Origin of the sequence: Micromonospora sp. NPDC048063 (assembly GCF_043202855.1) — a bacterium.
Classification (GTDB): Bacteria; Actinomycetota; Actinomycetes; order Mycobacteriales; family Micromonosporaceae; genus Micromonospora.
In genome coordinates, this window is sequence record NZ_JBIDBG010000014.1 from 30,538 (window position 1) to 47,378 (window position 16,841).

Below are 16,841 nucleotides of genomic sequence, written 5' to 3' on the forward strand. Positions count from 1 at the left end.
CCGCCGTCAGGGGCGCAGCGGGGCGTTGCAGGCGGCCACCAGGGCCTGTCGGCAGGCGGCGGTCAGCGGGCGCAGCGCGGCGTCGCGCTGCTGGGCCTCGTAGTTGTTGATCGCGCCGCCGGGCGCGGCGTGCCCGGCCAGGGCGAGCACCCGGTCGAGCACGGCGGCCCGGGCGAAGAGCCGCCGGGCCCGCGGGTCGAACCCGGGCGGCAGGTCGGTGGCGCCGTTGGGTCGGCGCAGCTCCTCCAGTGCCCCGGCCAGCTCGGGTCGCCACTGGGCGACGTCCAGCCGGGTCAGCGCGGCGGTGGTGTGGTGCAGGGCCGCCGCCAGTTCCGCCTCGGCCTCGGCCGCGCCGGGCAGCGCGAGCGACGCGGCCGGAGCGTTGGCCGGCAGCGGGTAGACCCGCCAGAGCACCGTCTCGAAGGTGTCGCCGGAGCCGGACGTGTGCGTGCGCACGTGCGGGATCAGACCGAGGCTGCCCGCGACGACCGCCTCGCCGGCCAGCAGCGCCGCGCCGGCGAAGTCGCCCGGGCCGGGCAGCCCGCGCGGATCGCCCGGTGCGGGCAGCACCAGGCGGATCTCGTCCGGCGAGAGCTTCGCCAGGGTGGGTAGCGCCTGCGGCAGCGGGACGTCGGTCCAGGTGCCGGGCGCGTCCGCGACCAGGTGCTCCTCGTCGCCGGTGATGGCGTCGGCGACCTCGTCGAAGGGCACCAGCCCGGCGCGCCACGCGCGCACCCAGGCAACGAACCGGCTGGACCGGCGCGGCGCGAGAGTGGCCGCGCCCGCTGCGGGGGTGGACATGCCGAAAGGGTACGTGGTCATCGCCGCCCCTGTCTCGACTGCCGCTCCGCCCGCCCCCCGCCTGTCGATCATGTGGTGGTGTGGGCGGAACGCCGAACCGCGCGGCGTGTGCGGGCGCCACGACGGCACGGTCGGCGTGCCGGGGGCGTCGCGGCGTGTCGGGTGCGGGCGTGGAGGCGGGCGGTTAGCGTGATCTCTCATGGGGCGGCGGTATGCGGACGACGTGCTGGCGGGGGACTGGCGGCGACGGAAGGTCACCCCCGAGGTGGACGCCGAACCGGACCTCGTGGTCGAGGACGCCGACTCCGGCTTCTGCGGCGCGGTGGTCGGCTTCGAGGCCGGCGCGGTGGTGCTGGAGGACCGGCACGGCCGGCGGCGCAACTTCCCGCTGCTGCCGGCGGCGTTCCTGCTCGACGGGGAGCCGGTGACGCTGCGCCGGCCGAGCCGCGCCCCCGTCCCGGCGGCCCGCCGGCGCACCGCCTCCGGCTCGATCGCCGTGGACGGGGTCCGCGCCCAGGTCGCCAAGGCCAGCCGGATCTGGGTGGAGGGCATCCACGACGCGGCCCTGGTCGAGCGCATCTGGGGCGACGACCTGCGGATCGAGGGCGTGGTGGTGGAGCCGCTGGACGGCATCGACGCCCTCGACGCCGAGGTGCGCGCGTTCGCCCCCGGCCCGGGTCGCCGCCTCGGCGTGCTGGTCGACCACCTGGTCCCCGGCTCCAAGGAGAGCCGGATCGTGGCGAAGGTGACCTCGCCGCACGTGCTGGTCACCGGCCACCCGTACGTCGACGTGTGGCAGGCGGTCAAGCCGGCGGCGCTGGGCATCCGGGCGTGGCCCGTGGTGCCGCCGGGGCAGCCGTGGAAGGAGGGGGTCTGCGCCGCGCTCGGGGTCGCCGAGCCGGCCGACATGTGGCGGCACATCCTGTCCCGGGTGGACAGCTTCGCCGACGTGGAGACCCCGCTGATCAACGCGATGGAACGCCTGATCGACTTCGTCACCGAGCCCGCCTGAGCGTGGTTGCGGCCGGGGCCGGGGTCAGGGCTCCTGGTCGGGGGTGCGGGTGAAGACGAAGGTGGCGATGTCCAGCGCCACCGCCCGCCCCGCCTCGTCGCGCAGCACGGAGAGGATCTCGCCGTTCTCCGGGCCGGAGCGGCCCCGCCAGCGGTCCGGTCCCTCCGGGGCGAAACAGCTCATCCGTTCCCCGCGCACGTGCGCCATCAGGCCACCCGTGGCGGCGTCCCAGGTCAGGTCGAGGGGCACCCCCATCCACCACCAGCGGCCGGCGATCTCGGCGGTTCCGGCGGGCGGCGCGGCGGCACTCGGCCGCCAGGGCCGCGGCAGCGCCGGCTCGGCGTCCAGCACGGCGGTGAGGATCCGCTGCGCGAGCCCGCCGATCCCGTCGGTGCGGAAGCCGTACGAGTTGGCGAAGCCGATCACGGCCGTGCGGGACGGGCGGTGCACGGTCAGGGCCGCCACGTAGCCGGGCATCGAGCCGCCGTGCCCCACGTACACCCGCTCGCCCTGCCGGTAGAGCTCCAGCCCCAGGCCGTGCCCGCCGGTCCACGAGTCCAGGTCGCTGATCACCACGGGGGCGCACATCTCGGTCAGCGTCTCCGCCGCCAGCACCTCCGGCGCCGGGTCGGCCAGGAAGGCCGCCCACCGGGCCAGGTCCTCGGCGGTCGACCAGAGCTGCCCGGCCGGGGCCATCGCCCCGGTGTCGGTACGCGGCTCCTCCCGCAGCGTGTCGTGCCACGGGTGTACCACGTAGCCGCGGGCGAACGGCTCGGTCGCCGCGTACGTCGTCCGGCGCATGCCGAGCGGCGCCAGGACGCGCTGGCGGAGCAGTTCGGCCCACGGCGTGCCGGTGATCCGCTCCAGCGCCCCGCCGAGCAGCCCGTACGCCAGGTTGGAGTAGTGGTAGGACCGGTGCGCGGGGTAGGCGATCTTCTCGGCGGTCACCCCGGCCACCAGGGTCTCCAGGTCGACGCCCTCGGCGCGTTCCCACCACGGCCCCTCCGGCTCGCGCTGCAGGCCGCTGGCGTGGCCGAGCAGTTGCCGCAGCGTGAGCGTGCCGACGGCGGTGCCGGGCAGATGCTTCTCCAGCGGGTCGTCCAGGGCCAGCCGGCCGGCGTCGCGCTCCTGCATGACCAGGGTCGCGGTCATGGTCTTGCTGATCGACCCGAGCCGGTATTGCAGGTCGCCGTCCGGGCGCGGGTGCTCGCCGGCGGTGGCGAGGTGTGCCAGCGCGCCGTCGCGTACCACGCCGATCACCAGGGACGGCGTCCGACCGGCGGACTGCGCCTCGGCGACGAGAGTGTCGACGTGGCGGGCGGTGTCGGGCAGCAGGGACACGGGGCTCCTCCCTCCGGGCCCGGTGGGGCGGGCCGCTGACGTGCCGCCGAGCTTACTGATCTTCGCGGGTGGGCCGCGCGTGCATTGTCGTGTCACGATCGTGGGGTGGACGCCGTGCTGTGGATCGTGCTGGGTGTGGTGCTGGCGGTCGCCGAGATCTTCACGACGACGCTGTTCCTGATCATGTTCGCGGCCGGGGCCTTCGCCGCCGCCGGCGCCGCGGCGCTCGGCGCGCCGGTGGGCGTGCAGGCGATCGTCTTCGCCGGGGTGTCGGCGCTGACGGTGCTGGGCGTACGCCCGACGCTGCGCAAGCACCGACGCTCCGCCCTGGAGAGCGGCGAGCAGCCGTTCGGCGTGGAGGCGATCGAGGGCAGCACGGCGCTGGTGCTGGAGCGGATCGACGTCGGGCAGGGCATGGTCAAGATCGACGGCGAGCTGTGGCAGGCCCGGTCCTACGACGCCAGCCAGGTCTTCGCCCCCGGTGAGCGGGTGCAGGTGATCCAGGTCCGGGGCGCCACCGCCCTGGTCTGGCGGGACGACGTTTCCCCCTCCGACGAGCTACCCGAAGCGAAAAGGTGAGTACATGGAACTCGTGATCCCGGTCCTGTTGATGGCCGTGGCGCTGATCGGGGTGATCACCCTGGCCAAGGCGGTGCGGATCGTGCCCCAGCAGCGCCAGGACGTGGTCGAGCGGCTGGGTCGGTACAAGCGCACCCTGAACCCGGGGCTGAACCTCCTGGTCCCGTTCATCGACGCGGTCCGCACCAAGGTCGACATGCGTGAGCAGGTGGTCAGCTTCCCGCCGCAACCGGTGATCACCTCCGACAACCTGGTGGTCTCGATCGACACGGTGCTCTACTTCAAGGTCGTCGACTCGGTCCGCGCCACGTACGAGATCTCGAACTTCCTCCAGGCCATCGAGCAGCTCACCGTCACGACGCTGCGCAACGTCATCGGCTCGCTGGACCTGGAGCGGGCGCTGACCAGCCGCGAGGAGATCAACCGGCACCTCTCCGGCGTGCTGGACGAGACCACCGGCCGGTGGGGCATCAAGGTCACCCGGGTGGAGATCAAGGCCATCGAGCCGCCGCCGAGCATCCGGGACTCGATGGAGAAGCAGATGCGCGCCGAGCGGGACCGCCGGGCGGCGATCCTGAACGCCGAGGGGCACAAGCAGTCGCAGATCCTCACCGCCGAGGGCGAGAAGCAGGCCGCGGTGCTGCGCGCCGACGGTGACCGGCAGGCGCGGATCCTCCAGGCCGAGGGCCAGGCCAAGGCGATCCGGACGGTGTTCGACGCGATCCACCAGGCCAACCCGAGCCAGAAGGTGCTCGCCTACCAGTACCTCCAGGCGCTGCCGCAGATCGCCAACGGCACCGCGAACAAGGTCTGGATCGTCCCGGCCGAGCTGACCAAGGCCCTCGAGGGGATGGGCGGCGCGCTCGGCGGGCTGAGCCGGATGGTCGGCGACGAGCCGGCGCCGGAGGCGGCCGACGGCGCGAGCGAGGTGGAGCGCGAGGCGGCCGCGGCGGCGCAGGCCGCGGCGGCCGCCGCCCAGCAGATCCACGACGAGGTACGCGTCGCCGAGGCGCAGGCCACCGGCGGCAAGCCGCAGGGGCTGCCGGCGCCGGAGCCGGTCTCGCCGGCGAGCCTGCTGAACGACCCGGCCGACCAGCGCGAACGGGGCTGAGTGGCGCGGGCCGACGAGCCCGGAGAAATACGAGAAGTGCTCATGGGGTGCTCCGGCGCCTGCCACCATCGGTTCTAGGACGGGTGGTGACCAGGCATCGGGGCGCCCCGGCGCGTCCCGCACCGCTCGCGGACGAGCGAGGTGACGCATGAAGGATCCGGCGAAGCGGGTGTGGTCCTCGGCCCCGGTCCCGGGCGCGCACGACCCCACCGGGCCGCTCGGCAGCCGGCGTACCGGCGGGGGGTTCGGGGTGCTGCCGTTCGTCGGGGAGCCGACGCCGGCCGGGCCGGCCACCAACGCCAGCTGGGCCTGGTCGCTGCGCCGGTTCGCCCGGGCCGCGGTGTGGCTGCTCCCCGCGTACGCCGTGCTCTACGGCGTCGTGGCGATGGCCAGCGACGGCGGGGTGGGCAACGACCCGTACCCGGCCGACGGCCGGCCGCTCTACCTGGTGGGCTGGGTGGCGTCGGTGTGGCTCGGGCTGCTCGCCCTGCTGGCGCTGACCGGGCTGCTGGCCGCGACGCGCAGCCGCCGGATCGCCGTCGCCGGCCTGCTGGTGTCCATCGCCGGCACGGTGCTCATGCTGCCCTTCGCGGGCCTGGCGGAGCAGACCCCGGTCTTCGGCACCACCGCCCGCGGGCTCGTGCTCGTCGGCGCCACCTGCTACACCCTGGGCTGGCTGCTGACCGGGTGGTCGGTGGCTCGGTCCGGGGCGTTCAGCATCGGCGACGGCACGATGCTGATGATCGCCGCCCCGCTGCTGGGCCTCGGCGGCGCGTTGATCGGCTCGTTGCAGACCTTCGGTGCGATCTTCGTGCTGATCGCCGGCATCGGCATCGCCTACCGCTCCGGGCGCCTGGTGCCCCGGGACATCGCGCGCGACGCCGCCAGCGCCAGCCTCGCCACCGCCGCGCCGACCGGCCCGGGCCCGAACGGCCCGCTGGCCACCGGCTGAGCCCCTCGCCCGCCGCCCTGGCCGGCCCGGCGCGGCGCCGGCCGGCGGGACGCGTGGGGCGGCGGGGGACGCCGGGGCCGCTGGGATGGGAAGTCCCTGGCAGCGGGCGGTGAAGTTGCTGACAGGAGGGCCGCGAGGGTGGTCGGTTGGCGGCTTTCATGGCAATCCTGGGGACCATGGCCCCACCCCGCTCGCCGCTGTCGCGGCTGTTCACCGTGCTGCTCGCCGGCGTGCTCGCCGGCCTCGTCCTGGCGGTCGCCGCGCTGCCGGGCAACCTGCTGCTCGGGTTGGGCGCCAAGGCGGCCCTGGGTTCGTACGCCGCGCTGCCCGAGGCGCTGCGCACCCCGGCCACACCACAACGCTCCTACCTCTACGCCAACGACGGCAAGACGCTCATCACCACGTTCTACGACGTCAACCGCACGGACGTCGGGCTGGACGAGATCGCCCCGGTGATGCGGCAGGCGATCGTCGCGGCCGAGGACCGGCGGTTCTACGACCACAGCGGCGCCGACCTGCGCGGCCTGCTCCGGGCGCTGGTGGCGAACGTGTCCGGCGGTGGCACCGCGCAGGGCGGCTCGACGCTGACCATGCAGTACGTCCGCAACGTGCTCAAGACCGATCCGGGCCGCACGGCCGAGGAGCGCGCCGCGGCCACCGAGCAGACCGTCGGGCGCAAGATCCAGGAGATCCGGTACGCCACGGCGTTGGAGCAGCGCCTGAGCAAGGACGAGATCCTCAACCGCTACCTGAACATCGCGTACTTCGGCTCCGGGGCGTACGGCATCGCGGCGGCCAGCCAGCGCTACTTCGCCAAGGCCCCGGCGGACCTGACCCTCGGCGAGGCGGCCCTGCTCGCCGGCCTGGTGCAGTCGCCGGAGGCGTACAGCCCGATCGACGGCGACGCGGACGCCGCGCTGGAGCGCCGCGGCTACGTGCTGGACGCGATGGTCGAGACCGGGGCGATCACCGCCGACCAGGCGGCGCGGGCCAAGGCCGAGAAGCTGACCCTTAAGCCCACCGCGCAGCCCAACGGCTGCACCGCCGTCGCCGAGGGCCACGACGACTGGGGCTTCTTCTGCGACTACCTGCGGCAGTGGTGGCTCGCCCAGCCGGCGTTCGGCGAGAGCGTCGAGGAGCGCGAGCAGGCGCTGCGCCGGGGCGGCTACACCGTGGTGACCTCGCTGGACCCGCAGGTCCAGGCCACCGCGCAGAAGCAGGCCACCAGTGTCTACGGGTACGGCAACAAGCGCGCCCTGCCCATCGCCGCCGTCGAGCCGGGCACCGGCCGGGTCCTCGCCATGGCGGTCAACCGGCACTACAGCCTCGACGCGAACCCGGACGGGCAGCCCAACCACCCGAACACCGTCAACCCGCTGATCTCCGGCGGCGACAGCGTCGACGGATACCAGGCCGGCTCGACGTTCAAGCTGTTCACCATGCTCGCCGCGCTGGAGGCCGGCAAGCCCCTCGCGACCGGCTTCGACGCGCCCAGCCGGCTGCCCACCCGGTACGCGGCCGAGGGCGAGGGGAGCTGCGAGGGCCGGTGGTGCCCGGCCAACGCCAACCCCGAGTGGATGGACGGGTACCGGATGATGTGGGACGGCTTCGGCCGCTCGGTGAACACGTACTTCGTCTGGCTCGCCGAGCAGGTCGGGCAGGAGAAGGTGGTGGAGATGGCGCAACGCCTCGGCATCACCTTCCGGGCCGACGCCGACGCCGCCTTCGCCGAGGAGGACGCCGCCAACTGGGGCTCCTTCACCCTCGGCGTGGCCGCCACCACGCCGCTCGACCTGGCCAACGCGTACGCCACCGTGGCCGCCGAGGGGACGTACTGCACGCCGCTGCCGGTGGTCTCGGTGACCAGCCCCGACGGCGAGCGGGTGCCGGTCGGCGACCCGTCCTGCCGCCGGGTGCTCGACGCCGACGTGGCCCGGGCCGCCACCGACGCGGCCCGCTGCCCGGTGGGCCAGCAGTCCGCGTTCGGGCAGTGCAACGGCGGCACGGCCACCTCGGTGAACCGGATCCTCGACGGCCGCCCGGTCGCCGGCAAGACCGGAAGCTCGGAGCGGAACGCCACGGAGACGTTCGTCGGCTTCACCCCGCAGGTGGCGGTCGCCGGCATCGCCGCCAACCCGGACGACCCGACCGACTCGGTGGGCGCCGCGGTGCAGGCCAAGGTGATCGACGCGGTCGCCCGGGTCATCGCCACCGCCGTCGACGGGCAGCCGGAGAAGACCTTCGCGGCCCCCAGCCGCGAGCTGGTCGGCGACCCGCGCCGCCCGGTGGAGCGCCGCCCGGCCGAGGAACGACAGCCCACCGGCGAGCGGCGGCCCCCCGACGAGCAGCGCCTCTCCGACCTGCGGCGCTGGCTCCAGGGCCGCGGCTGACCCCCCATGCCACCCACGTGCGTCGCGGGTTGAGGCCCGCCACGTGCGTCGCGGGTTGACGCCCGCCACGTGCGTCGCGGGTTTACACCCGCCGCGTGCGCCCGCGGACGACGGCGGCCCGCACGTCGGTGGGGGCGTCGGCTGCCGTCTCCCTCGGTAGGCACCCGGAACACCCTGTCGAGCTGCCCCACCCATGAGACCACCCGGCGGGCGCATAACTTCGGCGCGCCGGCCGGCTCCGATGACGCTTCGCCGTTGCCGTCTGCCCCATCTGTGGGGCAGCTCGACAGGGGCCACGACCGCAACTGTCGGCCGCAATGATGCCGATGACCGAGCCGGCCTGGTGCCGCCCACCAGTCGACCGGGGACGCGCGGTCAATCCGCATCGACGGGCGGTCATTCGGCCCCGACGGGGACGGTCACTCCGCTTCGACGGTCGGTCGGTCGGAGCGGTCGCCGGTCGCCCGCACCGCCCGGTCGAGGACGGTGCGCACCACCCGGTCGAGGGTGGCGCGGACCTCGGCCGGCCCGCCGTCCGCGTCGACGACGGTGAAGGTGCCGAACTCCGGCAGCTCCCGGTAGCCGGCGTCCAGGGCGCGCAGGTAGGGCAGCTCCTCGGTGTCGATGCCCCGGGCCAGCACCCGCTGCTGCGCCCGCTCGGGCGAGACCGCCAGGAAGCAGACCAGGCTCGGCGGCGGGAAGATCCCGTACGCCAGGCGGACCAGCCGCCCGCCCCGGTCGCGGCGGACCCGCATCACCACGTACTGGCAGCAGGACCACCGGTCCATCACCGCCGTCCGGCCCGTCAGCCGGGACACCAGCACCGCCCGGGCGATCGCGAGCCAGCGTACGGTCGCCTCCAGCGCCGCGTAGCCGGTGCGGCCGAACAGGTGCGGGCCGTCCCGGCGGCCCAGGGCGCGAGCGAGCCGGTTCCACAGCGGCCGGCCGCCGGCGTTCTCGAAGTAGGTGGCCGGCACTCCCGCCGCGCGGAGCCGGCCGGCCAGCGCCTTCGCCTGGGTGGTCTTCCCGGCCCCGTCGATGCCGACCAGGGCGATGATCATCGGGCGCACGAGCGGCACGTTAGCGGTGGCGGGCAACCCGGCGAAAGAATCCTGGAGAAATTCGGCCGGAGCTGTCGGGTCCGGCGACGCCGCTCCGACCACCTGGCGAGAACGCCCACGGCGGGCGTCCGACGCCAGGAGGAACAGCCATGCGGAAGATCGTCTACGGGGTGCACCAGTCGCTCGACGGGTTCATCGAAGGGCCGAACGGCGAGTTCGACTGGCCGGAGATGGGTCCGGAGCTGTCCGCGTACTCGCTGGAGCAGTGCGACCGGGCCGGCGCCTTCCTCTACGGCCGCAAGGCCTGGGAGTTCATGGCCGCCTACTGGCCGCAGGCGGAGTCGATCTCCGACCACCCGCACGACCTCGCCTTCGTGCCCATCTGGCGGCGGACGCCGAAGGTGGTGGTCTCGCGCACGCTCGCCGAGGCCGACCACGGCGCCCAGGTGGTCGGCGGCGGCGACCTCGGCAAGGAGGTCACCGCGCTCAAGGAGCAGCCGGGTGGCGACCTGCTGCTCAACGGCGGTGCCGACGCCGCCGCTGCGCTGACCGAACTCGGCCTGATCGACGAGTACCAGATCTTCGTGCACCCGGTGGTGCTCGGCGGCGGCAAGCCGGTCTTCTCGGTCACCGGGCGGCTGAACCTCCGTCTCGTCGAGTCGCGGACCTTCGACGGCCGGTCCGTGCTGCTGCGGTACCACCGGGCCGGCTGACGCCGGCCTGCTGCTCCTTCCGTCGGTCGTCGTCCGGGCGTCCGGCAGAATCGTGCGGTGCCCATCCACCAGATCACCGACCCCGACGACGAGCGGATCGCCGACTACCGCGCGCTGACCGACGTCGAGCTGCGCACCCGCTGGGAGCCACCCCACGGCCTGTTCATCGCCGAGGGTGAACTGGTGCTGCGCCGGGCGCTGCGGGCCGGCTACCCGGCGCGGTCGTACCTGGTGGACGCCAAGCGGGTCGACCAGCTCGCCGACCTGGACACCGGCGACACCCCCGTCTACGCGGCCACCCCGGACGTGCTGCAACGGGCCACCGGCTTCCACGTGCACCGGGGCGTGCTGGCGTCGTTCCGGCGCAAGCCCCTGCCGGCCGCCGCCGAGGTGCTCGCCGCCGCCCGCCGGGTGGTGATCCTCGAGGACGTCAACAACCACACGAACCTGGGGGCCATCTTCAGGGCGGTCGCCGCGCTCGGCGTGGACGCCGTGCTGCTCTCCCCGACCTGCGCCGACCCGCTCTACCGACGCAGCGTCCGGGTCAGCATGGGGGAGGTCTTCGCGATCCCGTACGCGAAGCTGGATCCCTGGCCCGACGCGCTCGCCGACGTCCGCGCGGCCGGCTTCACGGTGCTGGCGATGACCCCCGCCCCGGACGCGGTGCCGATCCAGCGGCTCGACGCGGCGCAGCGGGCCCGCTCGGCCCTGCTGCTCGGCGCCGAGGGGGCGGGGTTGACCCGGGCGGCGATGGACGCCAGCGACGCGCGGGTGGTGATCCCGATGCGCCGCGGCGTCGACTCGCTCAACGTCGCCGCCGCCACCGCCGTGGCCTGCTGGGAGCTGGGCCGCGACGACCCGTGGTGAGGGCGGCGAGCCGCCCCGTCACCCGCCCCCGCCGGACAGTCGAGAATCGGCATCACCGACGGTAGCGTGTCGCCCGTGTTCCCTACCGTCCGTGCGGTCCTCGCGCTGGACCCCGTCCGCCACGGCGCTCCTCGCCTGGTCGCCGGGGACGCCGGCCTCGACCGCCCGGTGCGCTGGGTACACGTGGCGGAGGTGCCCGACATCGCCACCCTGCTCGGCGGCGGCGAGCTGGTGCTGACCACCGGCATCGGGCTGCCCGCCGACGACGCCGGGCTGCGCGCCTTCGTCGGCGACCTGGCCGACGTCGGGGTCTCTGGCCTGGTCGTCGAGCTGGGTCGCCGGTACGTCAGCGGGGTGCCCCGGGTGATGGCGGCCGTCGCGGAGCGGCGCGGGCTGCCGCTGGTGGAGCTGCGGCGGGCCACCCCGTTCGTGCGGATCACCGAGGCGGTGCACGCGCTGATCGTCGACGCCCAGCTCACCGAGCTGCGGGCGACCGAGGAGATCCACCAGCGCTTCACCGAGCTGTCGGTGGAGGGCGCGGGCCCCGGTGAGGTGGTCCGGCAGGCCGCCGAACTGTCCGGCTGCCCCGTGGTGCTGGAGAACCTCTCCCGGCAGGTGCTCGCGTACGACCCGGCGGGGGAGAGCGCCGAGCTGCTGCTGGACGGCTGGGAGCAGCACTCCCGCCGGATCCGGCCGGCGGGGCGGACCGCGTACGACGCGGACAGCGGCTGGTTGGTGACCACCGTCGGCGCCCGGGGGCACGACTGGGGGCGGCTGCTGCTGCGGTGGCCGGGCGGGGGCGACCTGGCCGCCGGCCGGCGGGTGCTCTACCCGGCGGCCGAGGGCGGGGTGGGCGTCGAAGGTGCCCCGCCGGCCGGACCGCCCACCCGGCTGACCATCCTGGTCGAACGCGCCGCCTCGACGCTGGCGTTGGGCCGGCTGATCCGGCGCGACGCCGAGGGACTGGAACGGCAGATCCACCGGACGCTGCTCACCGCCCTGCTCGACCACTCCCGCCCGGTCGACGAGGTGGCCCTGCGGGCCCGGGCGCTCGGCGTGGTGCTGGAGCGGCGGCACCTCGTCGGCGTGGTGGTCCGGCACCGGGCCGACGACCCGGCGGGGGAGGGCGGCCCGGCCGGCGAGGCCGGACACCCGGGCGACCCGGGCACGGGCGACCCGGAGTCGGGTCCGGCGCGGCTGCGCGACCTCGCCGAGGCCGTCGGCCAGGCGCTGCACGAGGCGAAGCTGACCGGGCTGACCAGCGCCGTCGACGACCATGCCGTCGGCGTGCTGCTCGCCCTGCCCGACCCGGCCGTCGAGGAGCGGGCGTTGGCCGCGTTCGCCGCCGCGCTGCGCCGGGGCCGCCCCGACACCACCGCGCCGACCGACCGGGTCGGTGTCGCCGCCTCCGGACGCCTCGGCGGCCCGCCCCGGGACGTCCCGGGCAACGGCGCGGTCCGGCCGCCGTCGGGCGGCGCGGTGCTGATCGCGGCCGGCTCCGGGGTGGGCAGCCTGCGGGAGGCGCGCCGGTCGCTGATCGAGGCCCGGCAGGTCGCCGACGCCGCCCGGCGGGACCGGCGGGACCTGCCGATCTTCCGGTTGCCGCACGTCGGGTTGGCCGGGCTGCTGCACCTGCTGCGCGACGAGCCCCGGGTGCAGACCTTCGTCGAGCGGGAACTGGGCGCCCTGCTGACGTACGACGCGCAGCACCCCCGGGAGCACCTGCTCGGCACCCTGCGGGCGTACCTGGAGCAGGGCCGGAACAAGTCGGCGGCGGCCGCCGCGGCGCACCTGTCCCGGCCGGCGTTCTACGAGCGGCTGGCCCGGATCGGCCGCGTGCTCGACGTCGACCTCGACTCGGTCGAGGCCTGCCTCTCCCTCCACGTCGCCCTGCTGGCCCTGGACGCCATCCGCACCCCCTGACGGTCACCGCCGACCACGCCGTTGATCATGAAGTTGTTGCGCTCCGCCCGGCGTGTCGTGGCAACAACTTCATGATCAACGGGCGTGGCCCGGGCCGGAGAGTCAGGTGAGGGCGGTGAGGGCCTTGGCGTACGGCGGGGGGACGTGGTTCGGGCCGCCCGGGGTGAAGACGTCGGAGTTGGCGGCGGCCGACCAGGCCGTGGCCGGGACCGCGTCGACGAGGGCGCGGACGACCGGGGCGTCGCGCCACTCGTCCTGCTCGGCGAGCAGGCTCAACGCCACCACCGACTCCTCCACCTCGCCGACGCACTCGAACGGCTTGTGCCCGTCCACGCCCAGCAGCTCCCGGTAGCCGGGCACCTGCGCGGGGTCGGCGAGCAGGTCGCCGCCGAAGATGTGGGTGATCCGCTCGCGCGACATGAACGGCGCCATGGCCAGGAAGACGAACCGGCACTTCGGGCAGTCGCGGCACCAGCGCGCGCTGGCGTCGCGCAGCTTGAACGCGGCGTTGCAGCTGGTCACCACGTCGTCGTAGCGGTCGATCTCGGCGAACAGCCGGGCGATGTGCAGCTCGGACAGCGAGCGCAACAGCGAGAAGTACGGCTCGGTCAGCCCGGCGTGCTCGGCCAGCGCCGCCCGCAGCAGCCCTTCCGCCTCCACGCCCTTGGACCACTGGTGGTTGATCTCGTGGCCGTTCCAGACCAGGTTCGGGTCCGACGCCGACCGCTCGTTGGACATCACCACCGGGCCCAGCCCGTGCAGCACCGCGGTGGCGACCGCGATCAGCGAGTTGATCGCGGTGACCGGGATGTGGCCGTTGAGCGCCCCGGCGGCGTTCAGCTCGAACAGCACCGGGTCGATGCGCCGCCGGGCGGCGAGCGGGGTGAGCCCGGACGCCTCGTTCACCGAGACGATCACGTGGTTGGGGTTGACCGAGAACGGCACCGGGTCGAACCCGGCCCGACGCAGTGCCTCCAGGCTGACGATCGAGTCCTTTCCGCCGCCCACCGCCGAGAGCGGACGCCGGTCGGAGTCGTCGTACACCCGGGCCGGGGCGACCGTGCCGGCCGGCACCTCCGGGCGCAGCTCCAGCACGTGCGGCAGCTGGTTGCGGTACGCGTACTCCGCGAGGCCCTTGGTGTAGAGGGCGGTGACCAGCTCGGCGGCGGCCGCACCCAGCGGTGCCGGCAGCACCACGCGGGGCGGTGCGGCGGCCTTGTAGTAGCTGACCCCGGCGACCACGTGCAGCAGCTCCAGGACCCGGCCGAGGGCCGCCACGGTCTCGTCCGACGGCGGCGCGTCGGGCAGCGGAAGGGTGATCACCTCGGTGAACCGCTGCTCGCCGCCGGGGCCGGTGAGGGCGTAGTCGAACAGGACCTCCCCGGTGGAGAGATCGATCGAGTAGGACGGGAAGGTGAAGGCGTCCATCCGCCGGAGCTGCTCGTTGGGCACACGCCATACTAGGCCCTGGTTCGTCCGGCCGTGTCCGGCTGCGCCGGACCGCCCCTGCCTCGCCCGCCGACACCCCCTGAGGAGAGCCTGTGCGCCTGTCTGACCTGCGCGGACGTACCGTCGCCGTCTGGGGCGCCGGTCGGGAGGGCCGGGCCGCCGTGACCGCGATCGCCGCGCACGGCCCGGCCGACCTGGTCGCCGTCGACGACAGCGCCAACTTCCTCAGCCTGCCCTGGGAGGGAGCGCTGGCCGAGGCGGCGCCGCTGGTCACCGGCGAGGACGGCTTCGCCCGGCTGGCCGCCGCCGAGGTGGTGGTCCGCTCGCCCGGCGTGCCGCAGACCCACCCGTGGCTGGTGGAGCTGCGTCGGCGTGGCGTGACCGTCACCCAGGGCACGGCCCTGTGGATGGCCGACCACGCCGAGCGCACGGTCGGCGTCACCGGCAGCAAGGGCAAGAGCACCACCTCCAGCCTGATCAGCCACCTGCTCGCCGCCGTGGACCGGCCGAACGTCTTCGGCGGGAACATCGGCGTGCCGACGCTGGACCTGCCGGAGGCGGAGCTGTACGTGCTGGAGCTCTCCAGCTACCAGTGCAGCGACCTGACCGACTCGCCGCGGGTGGCGGTGGTCACCGCCCTCTTCCCCGAGCACCTCGACGCGCACGGCGGCGAGGCCGAGTACTACCGGGACAAGCTCAACCTCCTCGCGCACGGGCCCCGCACCGTGGTGGTCAACGGCGCCGACCCGCGACTCGCCCTCGAGCTGGGCGACCGGGCGGCCGTGCGCGCCGGCCTGCCCGACACCGCCCACGTGGCCGGCGGCCCCGACGGCACGCCCTGGTTCCACCTCGGCGACCGGCCGCTGTTCCCGCGTGCGGTGCTGCCGCTGGTCGGCCGGCACAACGAGGGCAACCTCTGCGTCGCCCTCGCGGTGCTCGACGCGCTCGGCGTCGACGTGGTGGCCCGCAGGGACACCCTGGCCGTGGCGGTGGCGGAGTTCCAGGGGCTGGCCCACCGGCTCACCGAGATCGTCGACCCGTCCGGCCTCACCTTCGTCGACGACACCCTGGCCACCAGCCCGTACGCGGCGATGCACGCGATCGACGCGTACGAGGGGCGGCCGTTGACGGTGATCGTCGGCGGCGCCGACCGGGGGCTGGACTACACGCCGCTGCGCGAGCACCTCGCGGAGCGCGAGATCACCGTGATCGGCATCCCGGACAGCGGCGCCCGGATCGTCGAGGCGCTCGCCGGGCTGCCGAAGGTACGCGCCGAGGTGGTCGACGACCTCGTGGACGCGGTCCGGCTGGCCCGCGGGCTGACCCCGGCCGACGGGGTGGTGCTGCTCTCCCCGGCCGCGCCCAGCTACGGGCGGTTCCGCAACTTCGAGCACCGCTCCGAGGTCTTCGCCCAGGCCGTCCGGGACACCGCCGCCGGCTGACCGCCGAGGCGCGGAGCGCACGTCCCGGCACCCGGCGCCTGGTTTTCCCGTCGCGGCACCCGGCGGTCGGTCAGGCCGCGACGAGGGCGGCGTGCAGGGCGCGCATCGACCGGATCGCCGAGCGGATCTCCTGGAGGTAGCGGCCCGGGGTGAGGGTGGGCTCGGGCAACCCGGCCAGGTCGGGCAGGGTCGGGTCGACGCCGACGGTCTCGATCCCGCAGCCGTACGGCACGGCGAGGGTGCGCAGCGCGTCGCAGTGCTGGAACGGCACGTAGATCGGTGCGGTCACCATGAGCACCGGGTCGCCGGTGCGCAGGTTGACGTGCTCCGCCCAGAACCGCTGGGTGTCGGCGGTGTGCGCCCGCCGCCGCGCGGGATCGGTGGACGGGGCGGCGAGCACCCGGACCGGCGGGCCGCCCGCGGGCCGGTAGGTCCGCGACGACCAGGAGTGGTGCGGATGGCCCCCGTCGTGACCGTCCTCCTCGGCCGGGGCGGCCATCCCGAACTCGCGCCGCACCGCCGCGTCCAGGGCCTCCACCTCGGTGTCGCAGGGCGGGACGCCGGCCGCCGCCAGCCCCGCGCGCTCCACCTCGGACAGCGGGCGGAAGCTGCCCAGCACGGCCACCTCGCCGGCGACCCGGGTGCCGGCGCGCAGCAGGTGCGCCGCGTACGCGACCCGGCGCTGGCAGGCGTTCGACAGCCCGCCCAGCACCACCAGGTGGGCGTACTCGGGCCGGGCCGGCGGCACCGGGTGGACCAGGCCGAGTGCGGCGGCGGCGCCGAGCACCAGGCCGACGGTGGCCGGGTCGAAGGCGGGTTCCCGGGCGTCGGGGCGTTCCCGCCCGCCCCGGAAGTCCCAGTGCCGGGCGGAGAACTCGTCGAGGCCGGCCAGCACGGCCGCCAGGTCCCCGCCCGGCCAGTCCCCGCCGAAGTGCCCGACCAGGGCGCGCAGCGGCGCCGAGTCCACCCAGGCCCGTACGCCGGCCGTGATCTCCCCGGCGCCGGTGCCCGCCGCACCGGTGGGCAGCGCCACCTCCCCGATTCGCACCGCCGGATCCTACCGGCGGCCGGGTGCCGGAGCCGGTAGGAACGGCGTTGCCAATCTGGAGCGGCTCGCCGGATGCGGAATGAGTCGCGTGAGCCCACGCCGGCCACCGAAAACCGGGTGGCGACCGGTTCTCGGCCCCGGAAACCGCAGCA

14 protein-coding genes are annotated in these 16,841 nt (G+C 74.9%); 9 read left to right on the forward strand and 5 right to left on the reverse strand.

The genetic code is table 11. The annotated features are described in order from the left end of the window. Positions 1-6: 6 nt before the first annotated feature. Positions 7-801, reverse strand: coding sequence for a hypothetical protein (locus ACGFZ2_RS27020; RefSeq protein ID WP_393458140.1), 795 nt, complete (start codon positions 799-801; stop codon positions 7-9). A gap of 199 nt (positions 802-1,000) precedes the next feature. On the opposite strand from ACGFZ2_RS27020, the gene ACGFZ2_RS27025 reads away from it, so the two are divergent. Next, positions 1,001-1,813, forward strand: coding sequence for a DUF3097 domain-containing protein (locus ACGFZ2_RS27025; protein ID WP_393268050.1), 813 nt, complete (start codon positions 1,001-1,003; stop codon positions 1,811-1,813). A 24-nt stretch (positions 1,814-1,837) separates the two neighbouring features. Here the strand turns inward: ACGFZ2_RS27025 and ACGFZ2_RS27030 are convergent, their stop codons facing one another. Beyond that, a complete protein-coding gene (locus tag ACGFZ2_RS27030) occupies positions 1,838-3,154 on the reverse strand; it encodes a serine hydrolase domain-containing protein (protein WP_393268052.1) in 1,317 nt (438 codons plus the stop codon). Between the two features lie 105 nt (positions 3,155-3,259). Here ACGFZ2_RS27030 and ACGFZ2_RS27035 point away from each other — a divergent pair, with 105 nt between their 5' ends. The 4 genes from ACGFZ2_RS27035 to ACGFZ2_RS27050 all read left to right on the forward strand — a co-directional run bounded on the left by ACGFZ2_RS27035 (position 3,260) and on the right by ACGFZ2_RS27050 (position 8,186). Continuing rightward, positions 3,260-3,733 (forward strand): NfeD family protein, encoded by a 474-nt coding sequence (locus tag ACGFZ2_RS27035; protein ID WP_393458143.1) that lies wholly within the window; start codon positions 3,260-3,262, stop codon positions 3,731-3,733. A gap of 4 nt (positions 3,734-3,737) precedes the next feature. Further along, complete coding sequence (locus ACGFZ2_RS27040) at positions 3,738-4,844, forward strand: SPFH domain-containing protein (RefSeq protein ID WP_357458993.1); 1,107 nt, start codon at positions 3,738-3,740, stop codon at positions 4,842-4,844. A 148-nt stretch (positions 4,845-4,992) separates the two neighbouring features. Then, on the forward strand, positions 4,993-5,796 hold the full coding sequence (locus ACGFZ2_RS27045) for a hypothetical protein (RefSeq protein ID WP_393458146.1): 804 nt from the start codon (positions 4,993-4,995) through the stop codon (positions 5,794-5,796). Between the two features lie 176 nt (positions 5,797-5,972). Further along, a complete protein-coding gene (locus ACGFZ2_RS27050) occupies positions 5,973-8,186 on the forward strand; it encodes a transglycosylase domain-containing protein (RefSeq protein ID WP_393268058.1) in 2,214 nt (737 codons plus the stop codon). A 419-nt stretch (positions 8,187-8,605) separates the two neighbouring features. Here the strand turns inward: ACGFZ2_RS27050 and ACGFZ2_RS27055 are convergent, their stop codons facing one another. Further along, positions 8,606-9,247 carry a dTMP kinase gene (locus ACGFZ2_RS27055; RefSeq protein ID WP_393268274.1) on the reverse strand — a complete coding sequence of 214 codons (642 nt, stop codon included), beginning with the start codon at positions 9,245-9,247 and terminating at the stop codon, positions 8,606-8,608. A 149-nt stretch (positions 9,248-9,396) separates the two neighbouring features. Between ACGFZ2_RS27055 and ACGFZ2_RS27060 the strand changes: the two genes are divergently transcribed. From ACGFZ2_RS27060 to ACGFZ2_RS27070, 3 genes are read left to right on the forward strand one after another with little or no spacing between them, the layout of a single operon-like run. After that, a complete protein-coding gene (locus tag ACGFZ2_RS27060) occupies positions 9,397-9,960 on the forward strand; it encodes a dihydrofolate reductase family protein (protein ID WP_393458149.1) in 564 nt (187 codons plus the stop codon). Between the two features lie 57 nt (positions 9,961-10,017). Further along, positions 10,018-10,827, forward strand: a complete 810-nt coding sequence (locus tag ACGFZ2_RS27065; protein ID WP_393268062.1) for a TrmH family RNA methyltransferase — start codon at positions 10,018-10,020, stop codon at positions 10,825-10,827. 45 nt (positions 10,828-10,872) lie between these two features. After that, entirely contained in the window at positions 10,873-12,750 is a 1,878-nt protein-coding gene (locus ACGFZ2_RS27070; protein WP_393458351.1) for a PucR family transcriptional regulator, read from the forward strand. A gap of 102 nt (positions 12,751-12,852) precedes the next feature. Here the strand turns inward: ACGFZ2_RS27070 and ACGFZ2_RS27075 are convergent, their stop codons facing one another. Further along, the gene (locus tag ACGFZ2_RS27075) at positions 12,853-14,202 is read right to left on the reverse strand and encodes a hypothetical protein (RefSeq protein WP_393458152.1); all 1,350 of its coding nucleotides are present in this window, start codon (positions 14,200-14,202) and stop codon (positions 12,853-12,855) included. An 89-nt stretch (positions 14,203-14,291) separates the two neighbouring features. On the opposite strand from ACGFZ2_RS27075, the gene murD reads away from it, so the two are divergent. After that, positions 14,292-15,641, forward strand: a complete 1,350-nt coding sequence (murD, locus tag ACGFZ2_RS27080; RefSeq protein ID WP_393458155.1) for a UDP-N-acetylmuramoyl-L-alanine--D-glutamate ligase — start codon at positions 14,292-14,294, stop codon at positions 15,639-15,641. Positions 15,642-15,711: 70 nt separating this feature from the next. Here murD and ACGFZ2_RS27085 read toward each other — a convergent pair whose 3' ends face one another. Beyond that, positions 15,712-16,689, reverse strand: coding sequence for a hypothetical protein (locus ACGFZ2_RS27085; RefSeq protein ID WP_393458158.1), 978 nt, complete (start codon positions 16,687-16,689; stop codon positions 15,712-15,714). Positions 16,690-16,841: the final 152 nt, after the last annotated feature.

Coding starts and splice junctions, on each gene's coding strand:
- ACGFZ2_RS27050 (WP_393268058.1), top strand. CDS start 5,973: ATGGCCCCACCCCGCTCGCCGCTGTCGCGGCTGTTCACCGTGCTGCTC.
- ACGFZ2_RS27020 (WP_393458140.1), bottom strand. CDS start 801: ATGTCCACCCCCGCAGCGGGCGCGGCCACTCTCGCGCCGCGCCGGTCC.
- ACGFZ2_RS27045 (WP_393458146.1), top strand. CDS start 4,993: ATGAAGGATCCGGCGAAGCGGGTGTGGTCCTCGGCCCCGGTCCCGGGC.
- ACGFZ2_RS27040 (WP_357458993.1), top strand. CDS start 3,738: ATGGAACTCGTGATCCCGGTCCTGTTGATGGCCGTGGCGCTGATCGGG.
- ACGFZ2_RS27055 (WP_393268274.1), bottom strand. CDS start 9,247: ATGATCATCGCCCTGGTCGGCATCGACGGGGCCGGGAAGACCACCCAG.
- ACGFZ2_RS27025 (WP_393268050.1), top strand. CDS start 1,001: ATGGGGCGGCGGTATGCGGACGACGTGCTGGCGGGGGACTGGCGGCGA.
- ACGFZ2_RS27060 (WP_393458149.1), top strand. CDS start 9,397: ATGCGGAAGATCGTCTACGGGGTGCACCAGTCGCTCGACGGGTTCATC.